The sequence below is a fragment of the Pseudomonas sp. CVAP#3 genome (genome assembly GCF_018986375.1).
Classification (GTDB): Bacteria; Pseudomonadota; Gammaproteobacteria; order Pseudomonadales; family Pseudomonadaceae; genus Aquipseudomonas; species Aquipseudomonas helvetica.
Genome location: NZ_JAHMSC010000006.1, coordinates 210139 through 227333, shown reverse-complemented (window position 1 = coordinate 227333; position 17195 = coordinate 210139). Strand labels below are relative to the sequence as shown.

General features: G+C 59.9%; 12 protein-coding genes. 3 read left to right on the top strand and 9 right to left on the bottom strand.

Annotated elements, in window-relative coordinates; genetic code table 11:
* Positions 1-75: 75 nt before the first annotated feature.
* The gene (locus tag KRR23_RS13315) at positions 76-645 is read right to left on the bottom strand and encodes a lipocalin family protein (RefSeq protein ID WP_216742861.1); all 570 of its coding nucleotides are present in this window, start codon (positions 643-645) and stop codon (positions 76-78) included.
* A 31-nt stretch (positions 646-676) separates the two neighbouring features.
* Positions 677-931 (bottom strand): hypothetical protein, encoded by a 255-nt coding sequence (locus KRR23_RS13310; protein WP_007933963.1) that lies wholly within the window; start codon positions 929-931, stop codon positions 677-679.
* A 29-nt stretch (positions 932-960) separates the two neighbouring features.
* Here KRR23_RS13310 and KRR23_RS13305 point away from each other — a divergent pair, with 29 nt between their 5' ends.
* Both KRR23_RS13305 and KRR23_RS13300 read left to right on the top strand, forming a co-directional pair.
* Positions 961-1140: a hypothetical protein gene (locus tag KRR23_RS13305; RefSeq protein WP_216742860.1), complete on the top strand. Its 180-nt coding sequence runs from the start codon at positions 961-963 to the stop codon at positions 1138-1140.
* Between the two features lie 72 nt (positions 1141-1212).
* Positions 1213-3105, top strand: coding sequence for a methyl-accepting chemotaxis protein (locus tag KRR23_RS13300; protein ID WP_216742859.1), 1893 nt, complete (start codon positions 1213-1215; stop codon positions 3103-3105).
* A 226-nt stretch (positions 3106-3331) separates the two neighbouring features.
* On the opposite strand, the gene KRR23_RS13295 is transcribed toward KRR23_RS13300, so the two are convergent.
* The 5 genes from KRR23_RS13295 to KRR23_RS13275 all read right to left on the bottom strand — a co-directional run bounded on the left by KRR23_RS13295 (position 3332) and on the right by KRR23_RS13275 (position 12885).
* Positions 3332-3934 (bottom strand): DUF924 family protein, encoded by a 603-nt coding sequence (locus KRR23_RS13295; RefSeq protein WP_216742858.1) that lies wholly within the window; start codon positions 3932-3934, stop codon positions 3332-3334.
* Between the two features lie 3 nt (positions 3935-3937).
* On the bottom strand, positions 3938-4948 hold the full coding sequence (locus KRR23_RS13290) for a class 1 fructose-bisphosphatase (RefSeq protein WP_216742857.1): 1011 nt from the start codon (positions 4946-4948) through the stop codon (positions 3938-3940).
* 299 nt (positions 4949-5247) lie between these two features.
* Entirely contained in the window at positions 5248-6567 is a 1320-nt protein-coding gene (locus KRR23_RS13285; RefSeq protein ID WP_216742933.1) for a DUF3999 domain-containing protein, read from the bottom strand.
* 41 nt (positions 6568-6608) lie between these two features.
* Positions 6609-10202, bottom strand: a complete 3594-nt coding sequence (locus KRR23_RS13280; RefSeq protein ID WP_216742856.1) for a DUF2339 domain-containing protein — start codon at positions 10200-10202, stop codon at positions 6609-6611.
* A gap of 232 nt (positions 10203-10434) precedes the next feature.
* A complete protein-coding gene (locus KRR23_RS13275; protein WP_216742855.1) occupies positions 10435-12885 on the bottom strand; it encodes a glycogen/starch/alpha-glucan phosphorylase in 2451 nt (816 codons plus the stop codon).
* A gap of 253 nt (positions 12886-13138) precedes the next feature.
* Between KRR23_RS13275 and KRR23_RS13270 the strand changes: the two genes are divergently transcribed.
* Positions 13139-13576, top strand: coding sequence for a YkgJ family cysteine cluster protein (locus KRR23_RS13270; protein WP_019691319.1), 438 nt, complete (start codon positions 13139-13141; stop codon positions 13574-13576).
* A gap of 80 nt (positions 13577-13656) precedes the next feature.
* Here KRR23_RS13270 and typA read toward each other — a convergent pair whose 3' ends face one another.
* Both typA and thiI read right to left on the bottom strand, forming a co-directional pair.
* Positions 13657-15477: a translational GTPase TypA gene (gene typA, locus KRR23_RS13265; protein WP_123582040.1), complete on the bottom strand. Its 1821-nt coding sequence runs from the start codon at positions 15475-15477 to the stop codon at positions 13657-13659.
* Positions 15478-15616: 139 nt separating this feature from the next.
* The gene (thiI, locus tag KRR23_RS13260) at positions 15617-17071 is read right to left on the bottom strand and encodes a tRNA uracil 4-sulfurtransferase ThiI (protein ID WP_216742854.1); all 1455 of its coding nucleotides are present in this window, start codon (positions 17069-17071) and stop codon (positions 15617-15619) included.
* Positions 17072-17195: the final 124 nt, after the last annotated feature.

Below are 17195 nucleotides of genomic sequence, written 5' to 3'. Positions count from 1 at the left end.
CATCAGCTGAGTGACGACTGCTGCGCAGCCGAGCGGGAGCAAGCTCCCTCGCCACGGAGTCCAACCGCACGCCGGTTACTTCGAGGTCTGGGCCATTTTGGTGTCCGACACCCGCCAGATCAGGCGTGTGGTGTCGTAACCCTGCTGACGCGCCCTGCTCAGCAGCTCCTCACGAGTATCGGCGTTGACTTCCGGCTTGCGTGACAGCAGCCACAGGTTGCGCCGATTGGGGCTACCGACAATCGCGGTCTGGTAGTCATCGCTGACATACAGCACCCAGTAATTACCCTTGCTCATGCCTGGCAACAACCGGGTAAACCAGTTATCGAAATTCACCCACAGCTTGTCGTTCTTGCCGGGAATCTGCGGCGTTGCCGAGCCCTTGGCTTCTTCCCATTTCCACTCTGGGGTCAGGCAACGATTCAACACTTCCATGTCGCCGTCGGTCTTGAGGGTGTAATGGGCTTCGGATTGCGCGCAGTTACGCTGGAAGTACATCGGCATGCGCGCCAACTCGTACCATTTACCCTGGTAACGCTTGAGGTTGACGCTATTGACCGTTTTCGGCGCCAACGCATCATCGCCAGAAGTGGCGCAGCCGGCCAACAACAGACCGGCCAAAAGAGCTATTACTAACCGCATCATTATTTTTCTCCCGTGGGCGTTTGGCCCCGGTTTACTTCAGGCCTTGCCCGGAAAACATCAGCACTTTGTCACCGGCGTACTGCACGCTGATAAAGCTGTTCTTGTCGCCCCAGGTACAGCTGGACATGCCCAACGCGCCTGAACAATCGGCAGGTTTACCCAGCAAGGTTTCAACCTCGGCCTTGGGCATGCCCGTCGACAGTTTCGAATAGTTTTCCTGGTTGATCTTGCTGCACGCAGCCAACAGCACGCAAAACGACAACAAGGCGATAGATCGCAGCGACATGGTGTAACTCCTGGTAAAGAGGGGGAGGCATGGCTGCCAACCAGAAGCTTAGAAGAGAAAACCTCCTTCTGGTTCCCACCGGCACCGGGTATTTCTTGAAGGGTGAAATCAACATTTCGCACCAAAATCAGGCATTTTTTTGCGCTGATCGGTATTTCGTCGGTTTTCGTAAAACCCGCCTAATCTTTGGCGCTTCCCTGTCGACATAGAAGCAGCGCCAAGCCTGCCCTGTGGCAATTTGACGCGCCTCGTTGATCAGCCCTCCCGCGGTAGCGCCTTTAATGACCAGAAACATGAAGTTCAGCCACAAGATCCTGCTCGCTGCTGCCCTTGTGGTGGCGGTAGCGTTCGCCTGTTTCATTCTGTTCAACGACTACCGTCAGCGCCAAACCCTGCGCAACAGCACCGAGTCCTCGATGCAGGAACTCGGCAGCCTGACCACCAGCAACATCCAGACCTGGCTGGAAAGCCGCATCCAGTTGCTGCAATCGCTGGCCCAGCAAGTGGCCGTCGACGGTCCGGCGCTGGACAACCTGAAACGCGCGGTCGGCCTACCGGCGTACACCAGCAACTTTCAGTTGAGCTACTTCGGCGGTGCCGACGGCGTGATGTTCTCGGTGCCGGCCGGTAATCGCGCGGCGGACTACGACCCACGTGCCCGTGGCTGGTACAAAGCCGCCAACAGTGCACAGCAGACCATCGTCACCGAACCCTACATCGCTGCGTCCTCAGGCAAGCTGGTGATCACCGTTGCGACTCCGGTACAGCATCAGAACCAGATGATCGGCGTGGCCGGTGCGGACATCGACCTGAGCAGCATCAGCACCATCATCAACTCGCTGAACTTTGGCGGCCACGGCCACGCATTCATCGTCAGCAGCGAGGGCAAGATCCTCATTCACCCGGACAGCAAACTGGTGCTCAAAAGCCTCACCGAGGCTTATCCCGCGGGTGCGCCGAAGGTCAGCCCCGGCATGAAGGAAGTCGAGGTGGACGGCAAGACCCAGTTCATCTCGTTCACCCACGTCAACGGCGTGCCGTCGGCTGACTGGTACGTGGCCCTGGTGCTCGACCAGGACACCGCATACTCAATGCTCAGCGAGTTCCGCACCTCGGCGATCATCGCCATGGTGATTGCCGTGGTGATCATCATCGCGTTGCTCGGCATGCTGATCCGCGTCCTGATGCAGCCGCTGCTGACCATGGGCCGCGCCATGCATGACATCGCCGAAGGCGAAGGCGACCTGACCAAACGCCTGACCATTCATGGCCAAGACGAGTTCGGGGCGCTGGGCACCTCGTTCAACCGCTTCGTCGAGCGCATTCACACCTCGATCCGCGAAGTCTCGTCGGCCACCGGCCAAGTCAACGAAGTCGCCCTGCGTGTAGTCAGTGCTTCCAACTCGTCGATGTTCAATTCCGACCAGCAAGCCTCGCGCACCAGCAGTGTGGCCGCGGCGATCAACCAGCTGGGCGCCGCCGCCCAGGAAATCGCCCAGAACGCCGCCCTCGCCTCGCAACATTCCAGCGACGCCCGCAGCCTGGCTGAAGAGGGTCAGCAAGTGGTGGATAAAACCATCGCGGCGATGCAGCAACTGTCGGCCAAAATCAGCGACTCGTGCGGCAACATCGAAACGCTGAACAGCAACACGGTGAATATCGGGCAGATTCTCGAAGTCATCACCAGCATCTCGCAGCAGACCAACCTGCTGGCTCTCAACGCCGCGATCGAAGCGGCGCGCGCGGGTGAGGCCGGACGTGGTTTCGCCGTGGTTGCCGACGAAGTGCGCAACCTCGCGCATCGCACCCAGGACTCGGCGCAGCAAGTGCAGAAGATGATTGAAGAGCTGCAAGTCGGCGCCCGTGAGGCGGTCGCCATCATGACCGACAGTCAGCGCCAGAGCGAAAGCAGCGTCGGCATCGCCAACCAGGCCGGCGAGCGCCTGGGCAGCGTGACCCAGCGCATCGGCGAAATCGACGGCATGAACCAGTCGGTGGCCACTGCCACCGAAGAGCAAACCGCCGTGGTTGAGTCGATCAACGTCGACATCACCGAGATCAACACCCTGAACCAGGAAGGCGTAGAGAACCTGCAATCGACCTTGCGCGCGTGTGCCGATCTTGAGCAGCAAGCGGCGCGGTTGAAGCAGTTGGTGGGGAGTTTCAGGATTTAAAAGTTGGGCGATGGATTTGTGTTGTGGCGCAGATCCACCCCTCACCCCAACCCTCTCCCCACGGGGGAGAGGGGGAAAGGGAGCCGATCTCTGTTGTTATCAAAACCTGAGTTCAACTCGGTTTCTCAGGTCGCAGTAACTCGACCAAACCACTCGGTCAGTCCCCTCGCCCCTTTGGGGAGAGGGTTAGGGTGAGGGGCGGATCTTCAGACTGCCCACATACGCGCTAAAACCGCGACCCCGGCCCACGCAAAAACGCCAACTCTTCAGACGTACTCTCCCGCCCAAGAATCGCATTGCGATGGGGAAAGCGTCCAAACCGGGCGATGATTTTCTGATGCCGTTCGGCGTAATCGAGGTTATCGGCAAATACCGCACGATCCGCCTCGGGTTGCTCAGCCAGCAAGTCGGCAAAGCGTGAGATGGCTTCGTTTTGCACCGCCAGATGCTCGCAATGCTCGAACACCAGGTAGATGAACACCCGCTGGATAGGCCGCAGTTGCCGATCGAGATCTGCGGCAATGCCTTGCGCTACCAGAGCCTGGGCTCTCAAGTCGCCTGCAAAGGATTTGGGGGTTTCGCGAAAGATCATCCGCGGTAACTGATCGAGTAACAACACCAGGGCCAGCCAACCTTCGGGACGTTGCGTCCACTCGGTCAATCCGCCGGCCAGTGCCTGCTCCACCAGATCCCCGAAACGCGTGCGCGCTTCGAGGTCCTGGCTGTCACGCTTACCGAACCACAACTTGCCCTTGTCAGCCGCTACGTCATCAGGTGCTTCGGCTGAACCGAACCACCATTCGAGCAACGGCTGCCAGGGCGCGGTCATGGTTTATTCCTTGTGGTAAGCCGTGGCGCGTTCGACTTCTTCTTTCGAGCCCAGGAACACCGCTACACGCTGGTGCAGACCTTCGGGCTTGATGTCGAGAATGCGCTGGTGACCGTCGGTGGACGCGCCGCCGGCCTGTTCAACCAGGAACGACATCGGGTTGGCTTCGTACATCAAGCGCAGCTTGCCCGGCTTGGAGGGCTCGCGGCTGTCGCGTGGGTACATGAACAGGCCACCACGGGTCAGGATGCGGTGCACGTCGGCCACCATCGCGGCGACCCAGCGCATGTTGTAGTTCTTTTTCAGCGGGCCTTCTTCGCCAGCCAGCAGTTCGCCGACGTAGCGTTGTACCGGCGCTTCCCAGTGACGCTGGTTGGACATGTTGATCGCGAATTCCTGAGTGGAGGACGGGATCTTGATGTCTTCATGGGTCAGCACGAAGCTGCCCATTTCTCGGTCCAGGGTGAAGCCTTTCACGCCATCACCCAGAGTCAGCACCAGCATGGTTTGCGGGCCGTAGATGGCGTAACCGGCGGCTACCTGTTGGGTGCCTGGCTGCAGGAACGCCTTTTCGTTCAAGGGTTCGTTCTGGCTCAGGTATTCGTTCGGGCAACGCAGCACCGAGAAGATAGTACCGACCGGCGCGTTGATATCGATGTTCGACGAACCGTCCAGTGGGTCGAATACCAGCAGGTACGCGCCTTTCGGGTATTTGCCCGGGATCTGGTAGGCATTGTCCATTTCTTCGGACGCCATGCCGGCCAGGTGACCACCCCATTCGTTGGCTTCGAGCAGGATCTCGTTGGAGATCACGTCGAGTTTCTTCTGGACTTCGCCTTGCACGTTTTCAGTGCCCATGCTGCCCAGAACACCGCCCAGGGCGCCTTTGGAAACGGCGTGGCTGATTTCCTTGCAAGCACGCGCCACTACTTCGATCAGAAAGCGCAGATCGGCAGGAGTGTTGTTGCTACGGGTCTGCTCAATCAGATAGCGACTCAAGGTAACGCGGGACATGGAAGGCTCCGAAGGAATGGGGGCTAAAAACCCGCGCAGTTTAACGCGAGTCGGTGCGCAATTCCTCTTATCAGACGAGATTCACTGAATAGAGTTCATGCGCGAGGTTGAGCGTAGCTGCAAATGCACATAACTGTGGCGAGGGAGCTTGCTCCCGCTGGGGCGCGAAGCGGCCCCAAAACCATGCAGCGCGGTGCTTCAAATAGATCGCATCCGTAGGTTTACGACTGCTACGCCCGAACGCGGACCGGCCGGCGGGAGCAAGCTCCCTCGCCACAAAAGAGAAAACTGCGCCAGCTTCAGTTCTTGACGGGTGGTTTGCGCAGCAAACTGAACGCCATCCCCGCCAACCCCGCTACCCCTAGCAAGAGCACTGCCCACAGGCCGATCTTCTTCCAGTTCGTGCCCGGGACAATCGGCGCCACTGCCGCAGCCGGCGAAGTCATCACCGCCGCACCATCGACCTTGGCCTGGCCCAACGTTGCCAGACGCTTGGGACTGTAATCGGGAATCAGTGTCGACAACGGCAAGCTCGCCGTTTTAACCGTCGCGCTACCGAGCGCCAGTGTGTACGGCCCCGCCCCGCGAGCGAGGAACACCACCTGGGTCGAGCGCACGGCATAGCGCACTGTCGGAGCCTGTGTGCCCAAGCCGCCGCCGCGCTCATCGACGGTCAGTTTCAACTGCTGCACCACATGGCCAGGCAGCTGCAATTGGTTCTGCACCACGTCCTGACCATTTTGCGTCAGCCGATAGAGCAAACCGCTGCTCAAGACCTGCCACGGCAAGCTGCTTTCGCGACGCCCCGACAGGGTCACCGGCGCAAGGCTGTTGGCTTGGCTCAACTCGACTTGCAAGCGCTCGACACTCAAGCCCATCGGCAATTGCCAGGTGTATTCGCCGGCCCTGGTGCTGCTGCCGGCCAACGGTTCGGACCAGACCAACGGCTGCGGCAGGTAGCTGGAACTGGCGCTTTGCAGTTGCGCGGAAGTCAGCGCGGGCGCCGCCTGCGGGGTTTTCCACAGCAAGCGCAGATAACGCGCACTCTGTCCTGGCAAACTCACTTCATGCTGCTCGACCCGCTCGTCGGCAAACGACAGCCGCGCCACTTGGCCTTCACCCCACGGCTGCCAATGCTGCAAATCGTCACTGGCTTCGATGCTGAAACGCTGGAAACCGTCGCGCTCGCTGCTCCAGTCGAGGATCAACTGCTGCAACGGCGCCTTGATCGCACTGGCATCCAGCAACCAGCCGCGCAGTACTTCTTCGCCAGCCTTGAGCGGGTTCGATGGCTGGACCTCCACCAGCGTGCCGCTGGCATTCGACTGCACGCGCACGCTCGGCACCGCCTCGCCGGCAGATGCCGAGTCGTAAATCGGGAACCACTTAACGTCATTCACCACCAGGCTTTCGCGGCTCTGCGCCTGCTCCCGCGCCAGCGAATAGGCCTGCACCTCCCCGGCTGCGTTGAATACCCGCACGTCGCTGAGATCGGTCTGGCGCGCATTCAATTGCACCGCCAGCGGCAAATCGAGGCGATACCACGGCCCCTCGCCGCTCAGGCTCAACGGCACCTGCGTGGTGAAGTCTGCCGGTGCTTCCTGAGCCGTGGCCGACATCGCCACACAGAGTCCAACAACGCCCAGCGACCACTTCAGATTCAAGACGACACTCCATCATATTCATTGGCTGGCTTTTCAGGCCCAGGCGTTGGTTCGGCACGTTTGGGCGGCAGCGGTGCGAAATAGCCCACCACCAACAGCAACACGCCCACGCCGATAAACGACACGATCCGCGCCAGCCCACCGCGGTTACTCAATTCGACAAAGACCAGTTTGGCAACCACCAGCGCAATCAACGCCGCGCCGACCAGCCAGACTTCCCGACGATGGCGCAAATGCCCGCCGATCATCAGGCTCAGGGCAATCAGGGTCCAGACGATCGACAAGCCCGCCTGCACCAACATCGACTCCAGCAACGCATCCAGCTCATACGGCACGCCAGCCCAATGGTGAGCGCTGCGCATCACCAGCGCGGTGAAGAAGGCAAACAGCGAGACTCCGGCCACGACTTGCGTGGCACCCTCGGCGTAATCGGCACGAATCGCCAATTGGCTGACCGCACTGCGCGACCACATATAAACGCCGAACAAGGCAAACAGCAGGCCGATGTCCAACGGGTTGAGCAACGGCAGATAAGGCAGCGGTTCGGCGGTACCGTCGCTGGCAATGTTCGCCAGCCAGAACCAGCCGAGCATCAACAGCGCCAGCGGCAGTGCGGCGTACACGCGGTACTCGCGGGCATACGCCGACACTGGCCACGGCCAGGCGCGCGGTGCGGCCATCAGCACCAGATACAGGCTCGGCAAAATGGCCCAACCCAGCCAGCGCCAGGCGTTGTATTGCTCGGACAACACCAGCAAGCCGTAACGCAGCTCCAGCGCCAACACGCCGATCAACAGCCAGCAACCCACCACGTGAGCAGCGCTCAATACTCGCGCGGGGAGCATCGGCGCCAAGCGCCGCAGCGAGACGAAATGCACCCCGAACACCGCCGCCCACGCCAGCCAGCCGAAATTCGCCGCCGGGTGATAACGCGAATGCCAGGCCGCGACCAAGACCAGCGCCGCCGCTGGAATCAGCAAGGTGCAGAGCACGCCCAGTGCCGGCCATTGCAGTCGTCGGGACGACAACGTCCACACCGCGACGCTCAGCGCTGCAAGGCCCAGCAACAGCGTGGCTTGCAGGTTCAGTGGTGCAAACCGCAGCACTTCGCTGATCAGCGCCAGTGCCCACCAAGCCGCGCCCCACACCAGCAGCAACTCGGACAAGCGCTGCAAGCTCAAGGCATCGAACGCACTGGCATGATTGCCAAGCTGCAAGCGCCAGGCACCGACCATCGCCGCCAACCCGAGCACCATCGGCGTCCAGAAACCGCTGTGGCCCAGTGGCCGCAGACCTTCGCTGGCGAGCGGCCCGAGCAGTTCGGGGCCAGCGATCAGGAACGCCGCACCGCCGATCACCTGCAACAACAAGCCAAAGACAAAACTCACCCGCTGCTGCAAGTACAGGCTCAGCCAGATGATCAACAGACCGCTGGCCGCCCACACCGCGCTCGCCGTTTGCCACGGCAAGACGAACAGCACCGCCAGATTGATCAGCACCAACCCGGCCAGCAACACCACCGACAGCCCACGCAGCAATCGTGCGTCACTGCGCACCATGTCGTCGCGAGCGGCGAACAGCATTCCGCCGATCAACGCCAGGCCAATCAACGATGCGGTGAGCAAACCGCTCCAGCCAGCACTGAACACCGCCGCCTCCTCACCGCTGGCGCCTTGCAGCCGCAGCAGGAACAACACACCGCCCAGCAGTTGCACCGCGAACGCCGTAAACAGGAAGGTTCGCGATTGCAGGCGCAAGCCGACAAACAACGTCACCAAACCGGCCAGCGCCCAACTGATTGCGATGCCGTGAGTGAAGAAGAACAACGGTGCCAGCAGATAGAGGAACGTCAGCCCCGCACAGGCCAACACCGGCAAGCCCTTGCGTTCCCAGGCCGAGGTTTGCTCAGGGGACGCATTGCGCAAGTGATAGAAACTGAACAGCAACGCCACGCCGAGCATCAGCGCACCGAGCGGTGAGCCATCGAGCAGGCTGCTGTCGCCCTGGCTCAGTTTGCTGAGGAATGCCAGCGCCGAACCCAGTTGCAGCAGCAAGGCAAAGGCCCGCGCCAACGGCCGATGCTGACGCAAGCCAAGCCAGAAGATTCCCGCGCCCTCCACCGCCCAGGCGGCCGCCGTCCAGCGCGCATCCAGACCCAGCGGGATCGCCAGGCTGGCGAAAATCACCCCCAGCGCCAGGCAGGTTTCCGCCAGCAGCAGGGCTCGACCGCCGCTGAGAAAACGCGCCAGGCCCATGTACACGATGCCCAACGCCAGCGCGCTGAACGCGGCAGCAAACTCATAATGATGAATCAGCGCGAACTGCATGCCAAAGCCCACCAGTGGCGGACCGAACAGCATCGTACCGTCGACGTAGTCGCCCTTGCGCGCCGACCAGCGCAGCAGCGCCTCACGGCTGTCATCCTCCGGCGCGTCTGTCATCTCGAGCAGTTTGCGGCGGGCGAACAACAAACCGATCGCCAGGTACATGAGGAAGAACAGAATCAGAAACGGCTCGGTGCTCCACAGCAGTTCCGGCGTATAGGAACGCACGCCCCAGGCAAAGCCAATGCCGAAGGTGCCGGCGAAGCCGATCAGGTTCAGCGGCCGCCAGGCCTTGAACCAGGCAATGGCAAGGATGCCGGTGTTGAGCAAGGCGAAGTAGCTGAACAGCGCGACATGGTTACCGGCGCCGGTGGAGGTCAGGATCGGCGCGGCGAACCCGCCCAATGCCGCCGCGCAGGCCAGCGCGAGCGAGTCCTGGGTGATCGCCAGAATCGCCGAGAAGATCGTCACCGCCACCAGCAAGCCCAACGCCGCCGACGGGTCGAGCAACGGGTGCAAGCGCATGGCGGCGAATACCGTCAGGTACAGCACGGCAATGCCGGTGCCCTGCAGGATCAACGCGTAGTTGGTGTTGCGCAGTCGCAACCACCAACCCAGACCCAGCAAAGCCAACGCGGCCGCAGCGACCCCGGCGTAACGCAATTCAATCGGCACCACCATGCCTTCGGTGGCGTAGCGCAGCAGGAACGCCAGACCGAAGAACAACAGCACCACGCCGACCCGCAGTACGGTGTTGCCACCGAACAGCCAATTGCGTGCGGCGGTAATACCGCGCTCGAACAGATTCGGGCCTCGGGGTTCGGCCGGTTGTGGTGGTTCGCTGGGTTGCGGGGCCCAGAGATCGGCAGGCTCAGGTGTGATGCTCGCGTGTACCGGCTCGAATTCGGGCGGCAATTCCCAAACCAGTTCCTGCGCGGCAGACAACGGCGCCGGGCCAGGCTCAGGCGCTTGGTCGAAGACGATATCAGGAGAAATAGTCGGCTCGCTGGCCGTTGTCGACTCAGGGGCCGGAGTTGCCTGGACGCCACGGGTTTCGAGTAGCGCCAGCCGTTGCTCGACCGCGCCGAGGGCGACCTGCGCCTGCTCCAGTTGACGACGCTGTTCGTCCGCTTGTGAATTCAGGCGCCTGAGCACAATCGCCTGCCCCGCACCCAGGCCGATCAACGCGCCAATCAGCGCATCGCTGAATGACTCATCGAGCACCCAGCCCAGCACCATCCCTATCAGCATGAACATCCATTGCATGGTCGATATCCCTAAGCGGCCCATTGCCGGGCGAGTCCGGGCACAACAGCGTCTGGTTCAGTCTAGTGTGAAACAGCACAAACCTTGTGGGAGCAAGCTCGCTCCCACACTGGATTGCCTGTGCGTCCACATTTGACTGAGCCCTTTGACACTGCGGCCCTGCAAAACTGCTGCCTAGTATATCGATCCGGCCCCACAACCGTTGGGCCTTGCTCGCAATTATTGCTAAAAGTTACTCCAGCGCTTTCCAGATATCCGTGGCGTACTCGCGAATGGTCCGGTCGGACGAGAACCAGCCCATGCGCGCACTATTGAGCACCGCCGAGCGCCACCATTCCTTCGAGTCGTGCCAGTGCTCTTCAACCCGCACCTGGGCATTCCAGTAGGAATCGAAATCGGCGCAGACCAGGAAGCGGTCATATTCGATCAACGAATCGATCAGCCCGGTGTAACGCGACGGCTCATCAGGCGAGAACACACCGCCGCGAATTGCTTGCAGCACGTCACCCAGGCGATGGGAGGCGGCGATGTCCGGTGCGGCATGGAACTCGTGATTCTGCTTGCGCGCCTCAACCTGCTGCGCGGTCAGACCGAAGATGAACATGTGCTCGACGCCAATGCGCTCGCTCATTTCCACGTTGGCACCGTCCAGGGTGCCGATGGTCAGCGCGCCGTTGAGCCCGAACTTCATGTTACTGGTACCGGAAGCCTCAAAACCGGCCGTGGATATCTGCTCCGACAGGTCGGCCGCCGGAATGATACTTTCCGCCAGGCTGACGTTGTAGTTGGGCAAGAACACCACTTTCAGCAAGCCGCGCACCGTCGGGTCATTGTTGACCACCCGGGCGATGTCGTTGGTCAGTTTGATGATCAGCTTGGCCTGGTGATAACTCGCGGCAGCTTTGCCGGCAAAGATCTTCACCCGCGGCACCCAATCGACTTCCGGCTCGGCGCGGATCGCCTGATACAGCGCCACGGTGTGCATCAGGTTGAGCAACTGGCGCTTGTACTCGTGAATCCGTTTGACCTGCACGTCGAACATTGCCGCTGGATTGACCGCGATCCCCAACCGCTCATGAATCAGATAGGCCAAAGCTTTTTTACTGTGCAGGCGCTGCTCGGCGAACTTGTTGCGGAATGCCGCTTTCTCGGCAAACGGCTCCAGGCCGATCAGTTTCTGTTCCGGGTTATCCAACAGATCCGGGCCCAGTGCATCGACCATCATCGAGGTCAGTTCCGGGTTGGCCTGATAGAGCCAGCGGCGGAATGTAATGCCGTTGGTCTTGTTGTTGATTCGCTCCGGATACAGCTTGTGCAACTCGGAAAACACCGTGCTGCGCATCAATTGGGTGTGCAGGCCGGACACACCGTTGACACTGTGCGAACCCAGAAACGCCAGGTTACCCATGCGCACCCGGCGACCGTTGTCTTCCTCGATCAGCGATACCGCGCGCAATACGTCAAAGTCATGCATACCTTTGGCGCGCAGCGAGTCAATGTGATGGGCGTTGATCAAATAAATGATCTGCATGTGCCGTGGCAGCATCCGCTCCATCAAACCGACTGGCCAGGTTTCCAGCGCTTCGGGCAAGAGTGTGTGGTTGGTGTAGGAAAGCGTATCGACCGTGATCTGCCAGGCCGCGTCCCACGCCACGTCGTACACATCGACCAGTTGCCGCATCAATTCGGCCACGGCGATCGAGGGGTGCGTGTCATTGAGCTGGATCGCCGCATGATCGCCCAGGGTCAGCACCGAGGTGTGCATATTGCGGTGACGGCGCAGCAGGTCCTGCAAGGACGCCGCGACGAAGAAGTACTCCTGACGCAGCCGCAGTTCCTGACCGGCCTCGGTGCTGTCGGCGGGATAGAGCACGCGGGAGATGCTTTCCGCGCGGGCCACTTCGGCCACCGCACCCAAGTGGTCGCCGGCGTTGAAGCGCTCCAGGTGCAAATCCTCCATGGCTCGTGCACGCCAGAGGCGCAAGGTGTTGACGCTAGCGCCACGCCAGCCGACGACTGGCGTGTCGTAAGCAATTGCGCGAACGGTTTCCGCCGGCGACCAGACTTGTTTGGACCGGCCAGTCTCATCGGTCACGGTTTCAACGCTGCCACCAAAGCCGATCGGGTAAGCCACTTCCGGCCGCTCGAATTCCCATGGGTTGCCGAAATCCAGCCAGTTTTCGGTCTGTTCCTGCTGCCAGCCATCGACAACCGCCTGACGGAACAACCCGTGTTCATAACGAATACCGTAGCCATGGCCGGCGATGCCGAGCGTCGACATGCTTTCCATGAAGCACGCCGCCAGACGGCCGAGGCCACCGTTACCCAGTGCGGCGTCCGGCTCCAGCAGGCGAATGCGTTCGAGGTCGACGCCCAACTCGGTCAGTGCTTCACGAGCCACATCGAGCAGGCCAAGGTTGCTCAGGCTGTCGTAGAGCAGGCGGCCGATGAGGAATTCCAGCGAGAGGTAGTAAACGCGCTTCTGGCCTTTGCGGTAGATCTGCCGCGTGTGGTCCATCCAGTGCTCGACCATGTGATCACGTGCGGCCAGGGCAATGGCTTCAAACCAGTCATGGTCAAAAGCGTGATCCGGATCCTTGCCCACTGCATAAGTAAGTTTGGTCAATACGGCGTCGCGAAATGCGGCCACTTCAGCTTCGCGAACTAGTGGTTCTTGAGTCATCGATAGGACCTCGGACGAGCATGAAATTGACTGAGCCTAGTCGGTCTGACATGAGATAAATGCACTGGTTCGGCGTTTTTTTCAATCGCCTGAATCGAGCCTATCCCCTTGCCGATACACGTTGAAAAGATGCAGATGCCATGCCGATCGCTCGAAAAATTCAGTGTAGCCATAAAAAAACCGGCAAATGGTCGTTCAAAAAATCACCAGTCCCGGTATGATCGCGCGCCCTGATGCACGCTGGTAATTCCACATGATGAAGCCGAACCTGATCGCCGCCGCGGAGATCGACCGTCTCGATACCTGGGCCAAGTACTCCGCCCCGATGTGCGGCTCGTGCGTGTCCAGCTGCTGCACGCTGCCGGTCGAGGTCAAGATCAAAGACCTGATCCGCATCGGCATCGTCGACGAATTCGAACTGGGCGATCCACCCAAGAACATCGCCAAGCGCTTGCAGAAGGAAGGGATTGTCGAGCGCTACAACCAGAAGTCCGAGATCTTCACGCTCCAACGCATGAGCAACAACGATTGCCTGTATCTGGATCGTAAGAGCCGTTTGTGCACTATTTATGAAAAGCGCCCGGATACTTGCCGTAATCACCCGAAAATCGGCCCACGGCCTGGGTATTGCGCGTACAAGCCGAAAGAAGTCGTGCGCGAGAGCAATCCTCGGACCCTCGACAAGTTCTGATCTTTTGATTTTTTCCCCAGACAAACAAAAACGCCCCCGACCTTGCGGTCGGGGGCGTTTTTCATTCAGCCTGAGTTAACTCAGTTCTTGGCTTTCTTGGCAGCGCGGGTGCGCTCGCCTTCGTCAAGAATCTTTTTACGAAGACGAATGGACTTCGGAGTCACTTCGCACAATTCATCGTCCTGGATGAATTCCAGGGCCTGTTCCAGGGTGAAGCGAACAGGTGGAACCAGGGCGATGGTTTCGTCTTTACCCGAAGCACGCATGTTGTCGAGCTTCTTGCCTTTGGTTGGGTTGACGCCCATGTCGTTGTCACGGCTGTTCAGACCAACGATCTGACCGTTGTAGATCTCTTGACCGTGTTCAACGAACAGCTTGCCACGCGCCTGCAGGGTTTCCAGGGAGTAGGTCAGCGCCTTGCCGGTTTCTACCGATACCAGAACACCGTTCTGACGGCCGGACATGTCGCCGGACTTCATGGTGTCGTAGCGATCGAAGATCGAGGTCAGGATGCCAGCACCGTTGGTCAGGGTCAGGAACTGGTTACGGAAACCGATCAGACCGCGAGCAGGGATGTTGTATTCCAGACGAACACGGCCTTTGCCATCCGGCACCATGTTGGTCAGGTCGCCTTTACGCAGGCCCATCTCTTCCATGACCTTGCCCTGGGATTCTTCAGGGGTGTCGATGGTGACGTTTTCGAACGGTTCCTGCTTCACGCCGTCAACCTGACGGATGATCACTTCCGGACGACCAACGCCCATTTCGAAGCCTTCGCGACGCATGGTTTCGATCAGTACCGAGAGGTGCAGCTCACCACGGCCGGAAACCTTGAACTTGTCAGCCGAGTCGCCTTCTTCAACGCGCAGTGCAACGTTGTACAGCAGCTCTTTGTCCAGACGTTCCTTGATGTTACGGGAAGTCACGAACTTGCCTTCTTTACCGCAGAAAGGCGAGTCGTTTACCTGGAAGGTCATGGAAACGGTTGGCTCGTCAACGGTCAGAGGCTTCATCGCTTCGACCGCGTCCGGGTGGCACAGGGTGTCGGAGATGAACAGCGAGTCCATACCACTGATGCACACGATGTCGCCTGCAGCAGCTTCTTCAACGTCAATACGGTGCAGACCGTGGTGACCCATCAGCTTCAGGATACGACCGTTACGCTTCTTGCCGTCGGCGCCGATAGCCACGACCGGAGTGTTCGGCTTGACGCGACCACGAGCGATACGGCCAACACCGATAACACCCAGGAAGCTGTTGTAGTCCAGTGCGGAGATCTGCATCTGGAACGGACCGTCACGGTCGACTTTCGGCGCAGGTACGTTGTCGACGATCGACTGGTACAGCGGGGTCATGTCTTCAGCCATGTCGGAGTGGTCCAGACCGGCAATACCGTTCAGGGCCGAGGCGTAGACCACTTTGAAGTCCAGCTGTTCTTCGGTGGCGCCCAGGTTGTCGAACAGGTCGAAAATCTGGTCCAGAACCCAGTCCGGACGCGCGCCTGGACGGTCAACCTTGTTGATGCACACGATCGGACGCAGGCCGGCTTCGAAAGCCTTCTTGGTCACGAAACGGGTTTGCGGCATAGGGCCGTCTTGAGCGTCAACCAGCAGCAGAACGGAGTCAACCATCGACATTACGCGTTCAACTTCGCCGCCGAAGTCGGCGTGGCCCGGGGTGTCCACGATGTTGATGTGGTAGCCGTTCCAGTTGATGGCGGTGTTTTTCGCCAGAATGGTAATACCGCGCTCTTTCTCCTGGTCGTTGGAGTCCATCACGCGCTCGTCGTTGAGCTCGTTGCGCTCCAGGGTGCCGGATTGACGCAAGAGCTTGTCTACCAGGGTGGTCTTACCATGGTCAACGTGAGCAATGATGGCGATGTTGCGTAGATTTTCGATCACTTGTGTATCTCGATCAGAGGATTCGGTGTGCTGACAAGTCTTGGCAGCGATTTACAGTAGAGTCAGGCCTTGCCGTTACAGCTTGACGGCGGCGTCGGGGGGCCGGTGACGCAGGCCACAGGCAAACAGCCCCGGGCTCTTAGCTCGGTCGATAAACGCGCACATTGGCATGCCCCTCACTGAGCAAATGGTGAGCATGCAGGCGACTCATCACGCCTTTGTCGCAATACAGCAGGTACTGGCGAGTAGGGTCCAGTTCCTTGAAACGAGCGTTCAGGGCATAAAACGGCATCGCTTGTACCTCGATACCAGCAAGCTCCAGCGGTTCGTCTTCGGCGGCATCCGGGTGACGGATGTCGATGATGATCTGACCGGCCAGCGCTTCACTGACTTCTTCAACCTGCACATCCTGGCCCAATTCGTCGATCACCCGATCGATCGGCACCAGCTTGGCGTTCTCGAGCGCACGCTCGAGCACTGCCATATCGAATTCTTTCTCTTCATGCTCCACACGCGGACGCTTGGCGTGGGTCTTGGGGTTCACCGAAATGACCCCGCAATACTCCGGCATGTGCTTGGCGAAATCGGCGGTGCCGATTTCGTTGGCCAGGTCAATGATGTCCTGCTTGTGACTGGCGATCAGCGGACGCAACACCAGCTTGTCGGTCACGCAGTCGATCACGGACAGGTTCGGCAGCGTCTGGCTGGAAACCTGGGAAATCGCTTCGCCGGTGACCAGCGCCTCGATGTCCAGTCGATCAGCGATCCGGGACGCAGCGCGCAACATCATACGCTTCAATACTACGCCCATATGACTGTTATCGACTTTGCCGAGAATTTCTCCCAGCACTTCCTCGAACGGCACACTGACAAATAACACGCGCTGGGAGCTGCCGTACTTCTTCCAGATGAAATGCGCGACCTCCATTACGCCCAATTCGTGGGCGCGCCCGCCGAGATTGAAGAAGCAGAAGTGGGCCATCAGCCCGCGGCGCATGATCTGGTAAGCCGCGACGGTGGAATCGAAACCGCCGGACATCAGCACCAGGGTCTGTTCCAGCGCGCCGAGCGGGTAGCCGCCGATGCTGTTGTGCTGGCTGTGAATCACGAACAACCGTTTGTCGCGAATTTCGATGCGAACTTCGATTTCAGGCTCTTTAAGCGAAATCCCGGCGGCGCCGCACTGACGACGCAGCTGGCTGCCGACGTATTTCTCGACGTCCATCGAGCTGAATTCGTGCTTGCCGGCACGTTTGCAGCGCACCGAAAAGATCTTCCCGGCCAGCGAATCACCGAAGTGCTGCTTGCACTTGGCGACGATGTCGTCGAAGTCGCCCAGCGGGTACTCGTCGACCTGCAGGAAATGCGCGATGCCCGGCATGCAGCTCAGGCGCTCGGTCATGTCCTTCAGGGCCTTGGGGTCGCTGATGCGGGTTTCCAGCTCGAGGTTGTCCCACACGCCGTTCACCACCACGGCCGGGTCCAGATCGCGGAGCACGGCACGGATGTTTTTGGCCAATTGACGGATGAAACGCATCCGTACCGGGCGGCTCTTGATGGTGATCTCGGGGAAGACTTTTACGATTAGTTTCATGAAAACAGCGCGCGCAGGGCCAGCCGAAAAAGGGGGGCGCGGATTATAGCGGAAATTGCTCAAGGTTTAACCAGTTAATGTGCAGAAGGTTTTCAATGCACCAAAACAGGTCATTTATGAAATT

Coding starts and splice junctions, on each gene's coding strand:
- KRR23_RS13315 (WP_216742861.1), bottom strand. CDS start 645: ATGATGCGGTTAGTAATAGCTCTTTTGGCCGGTCTGTTGTTGGCCGGC.
- KRR23_RS13310 (WP_007933963.1), bottom strand. CDS start 931: ATGTCGCTGCGATCTATCGCCTTGTTGTCGTTTTGCGTGCTGTTGGCT.
- KRR23_RS13305 (WP_216742860.1), top strand. CDS start 961: ATGGCTGCCAACCAGAAGCTTAGAAGAGAAAACCTCCTTCTGGTTCCC.
- KRR23_RS13300 (WP_216742859.1), top strand. CDS start 1,213: ATGACCAGAAACATGAAGTTCAGCCACAAGATCCTGCTCGCTGCTGCC.
- KRR23_RS13295 (WP_216742858.1), bottom strand. CDS start 3,934: ATGACCGCGCCCTGGCAGCCGTTGCTCGAATGGTGGTTCGGTTCAGCC.
- KRR23_RS13290 (WP_216742857.1), bottom strand. CDS start 4,948: ATGTCCCGCGTTACCTTGAGTCGCTATCTGATTGAGCAGACCCGTAGC.
- KRR23_RS13285 (WP_216742933.1), bottom strand. CDS start 6,567: ATGTCGGCCACGGCTCAGGAAGCACCGGCAGACTTCACCACGCAGGTG.
- KRR23_RS13280 (WP_216742856.1), bottom strand. CDS start 10,202: ATGCAATGGATGTTCATGCTGATAGGGATGGTGCTGGGCTGGGTGCTC.
- KRR23_RS13275 (WP_216742855.1), bottom strand. CDS start 12,885: ATGACTCAAGAACCACTAGTTCGCGAAGCTGAAGTGGCCGCATTTCGC.
- KRR23_RS13270 (WP_019691319.1), top strand. CDS start 13,139: ATGATGAAGCCGAACCTGATCGCCGCCGCGGAGATCGACCGTCTCGAT.
- thiI (WP_216742854.1), bottom strand. CDS start 17,071: ATGAAACTAATCGTAAAAGTCTTCCCCGAGATCACCATCAAGAGCCGC.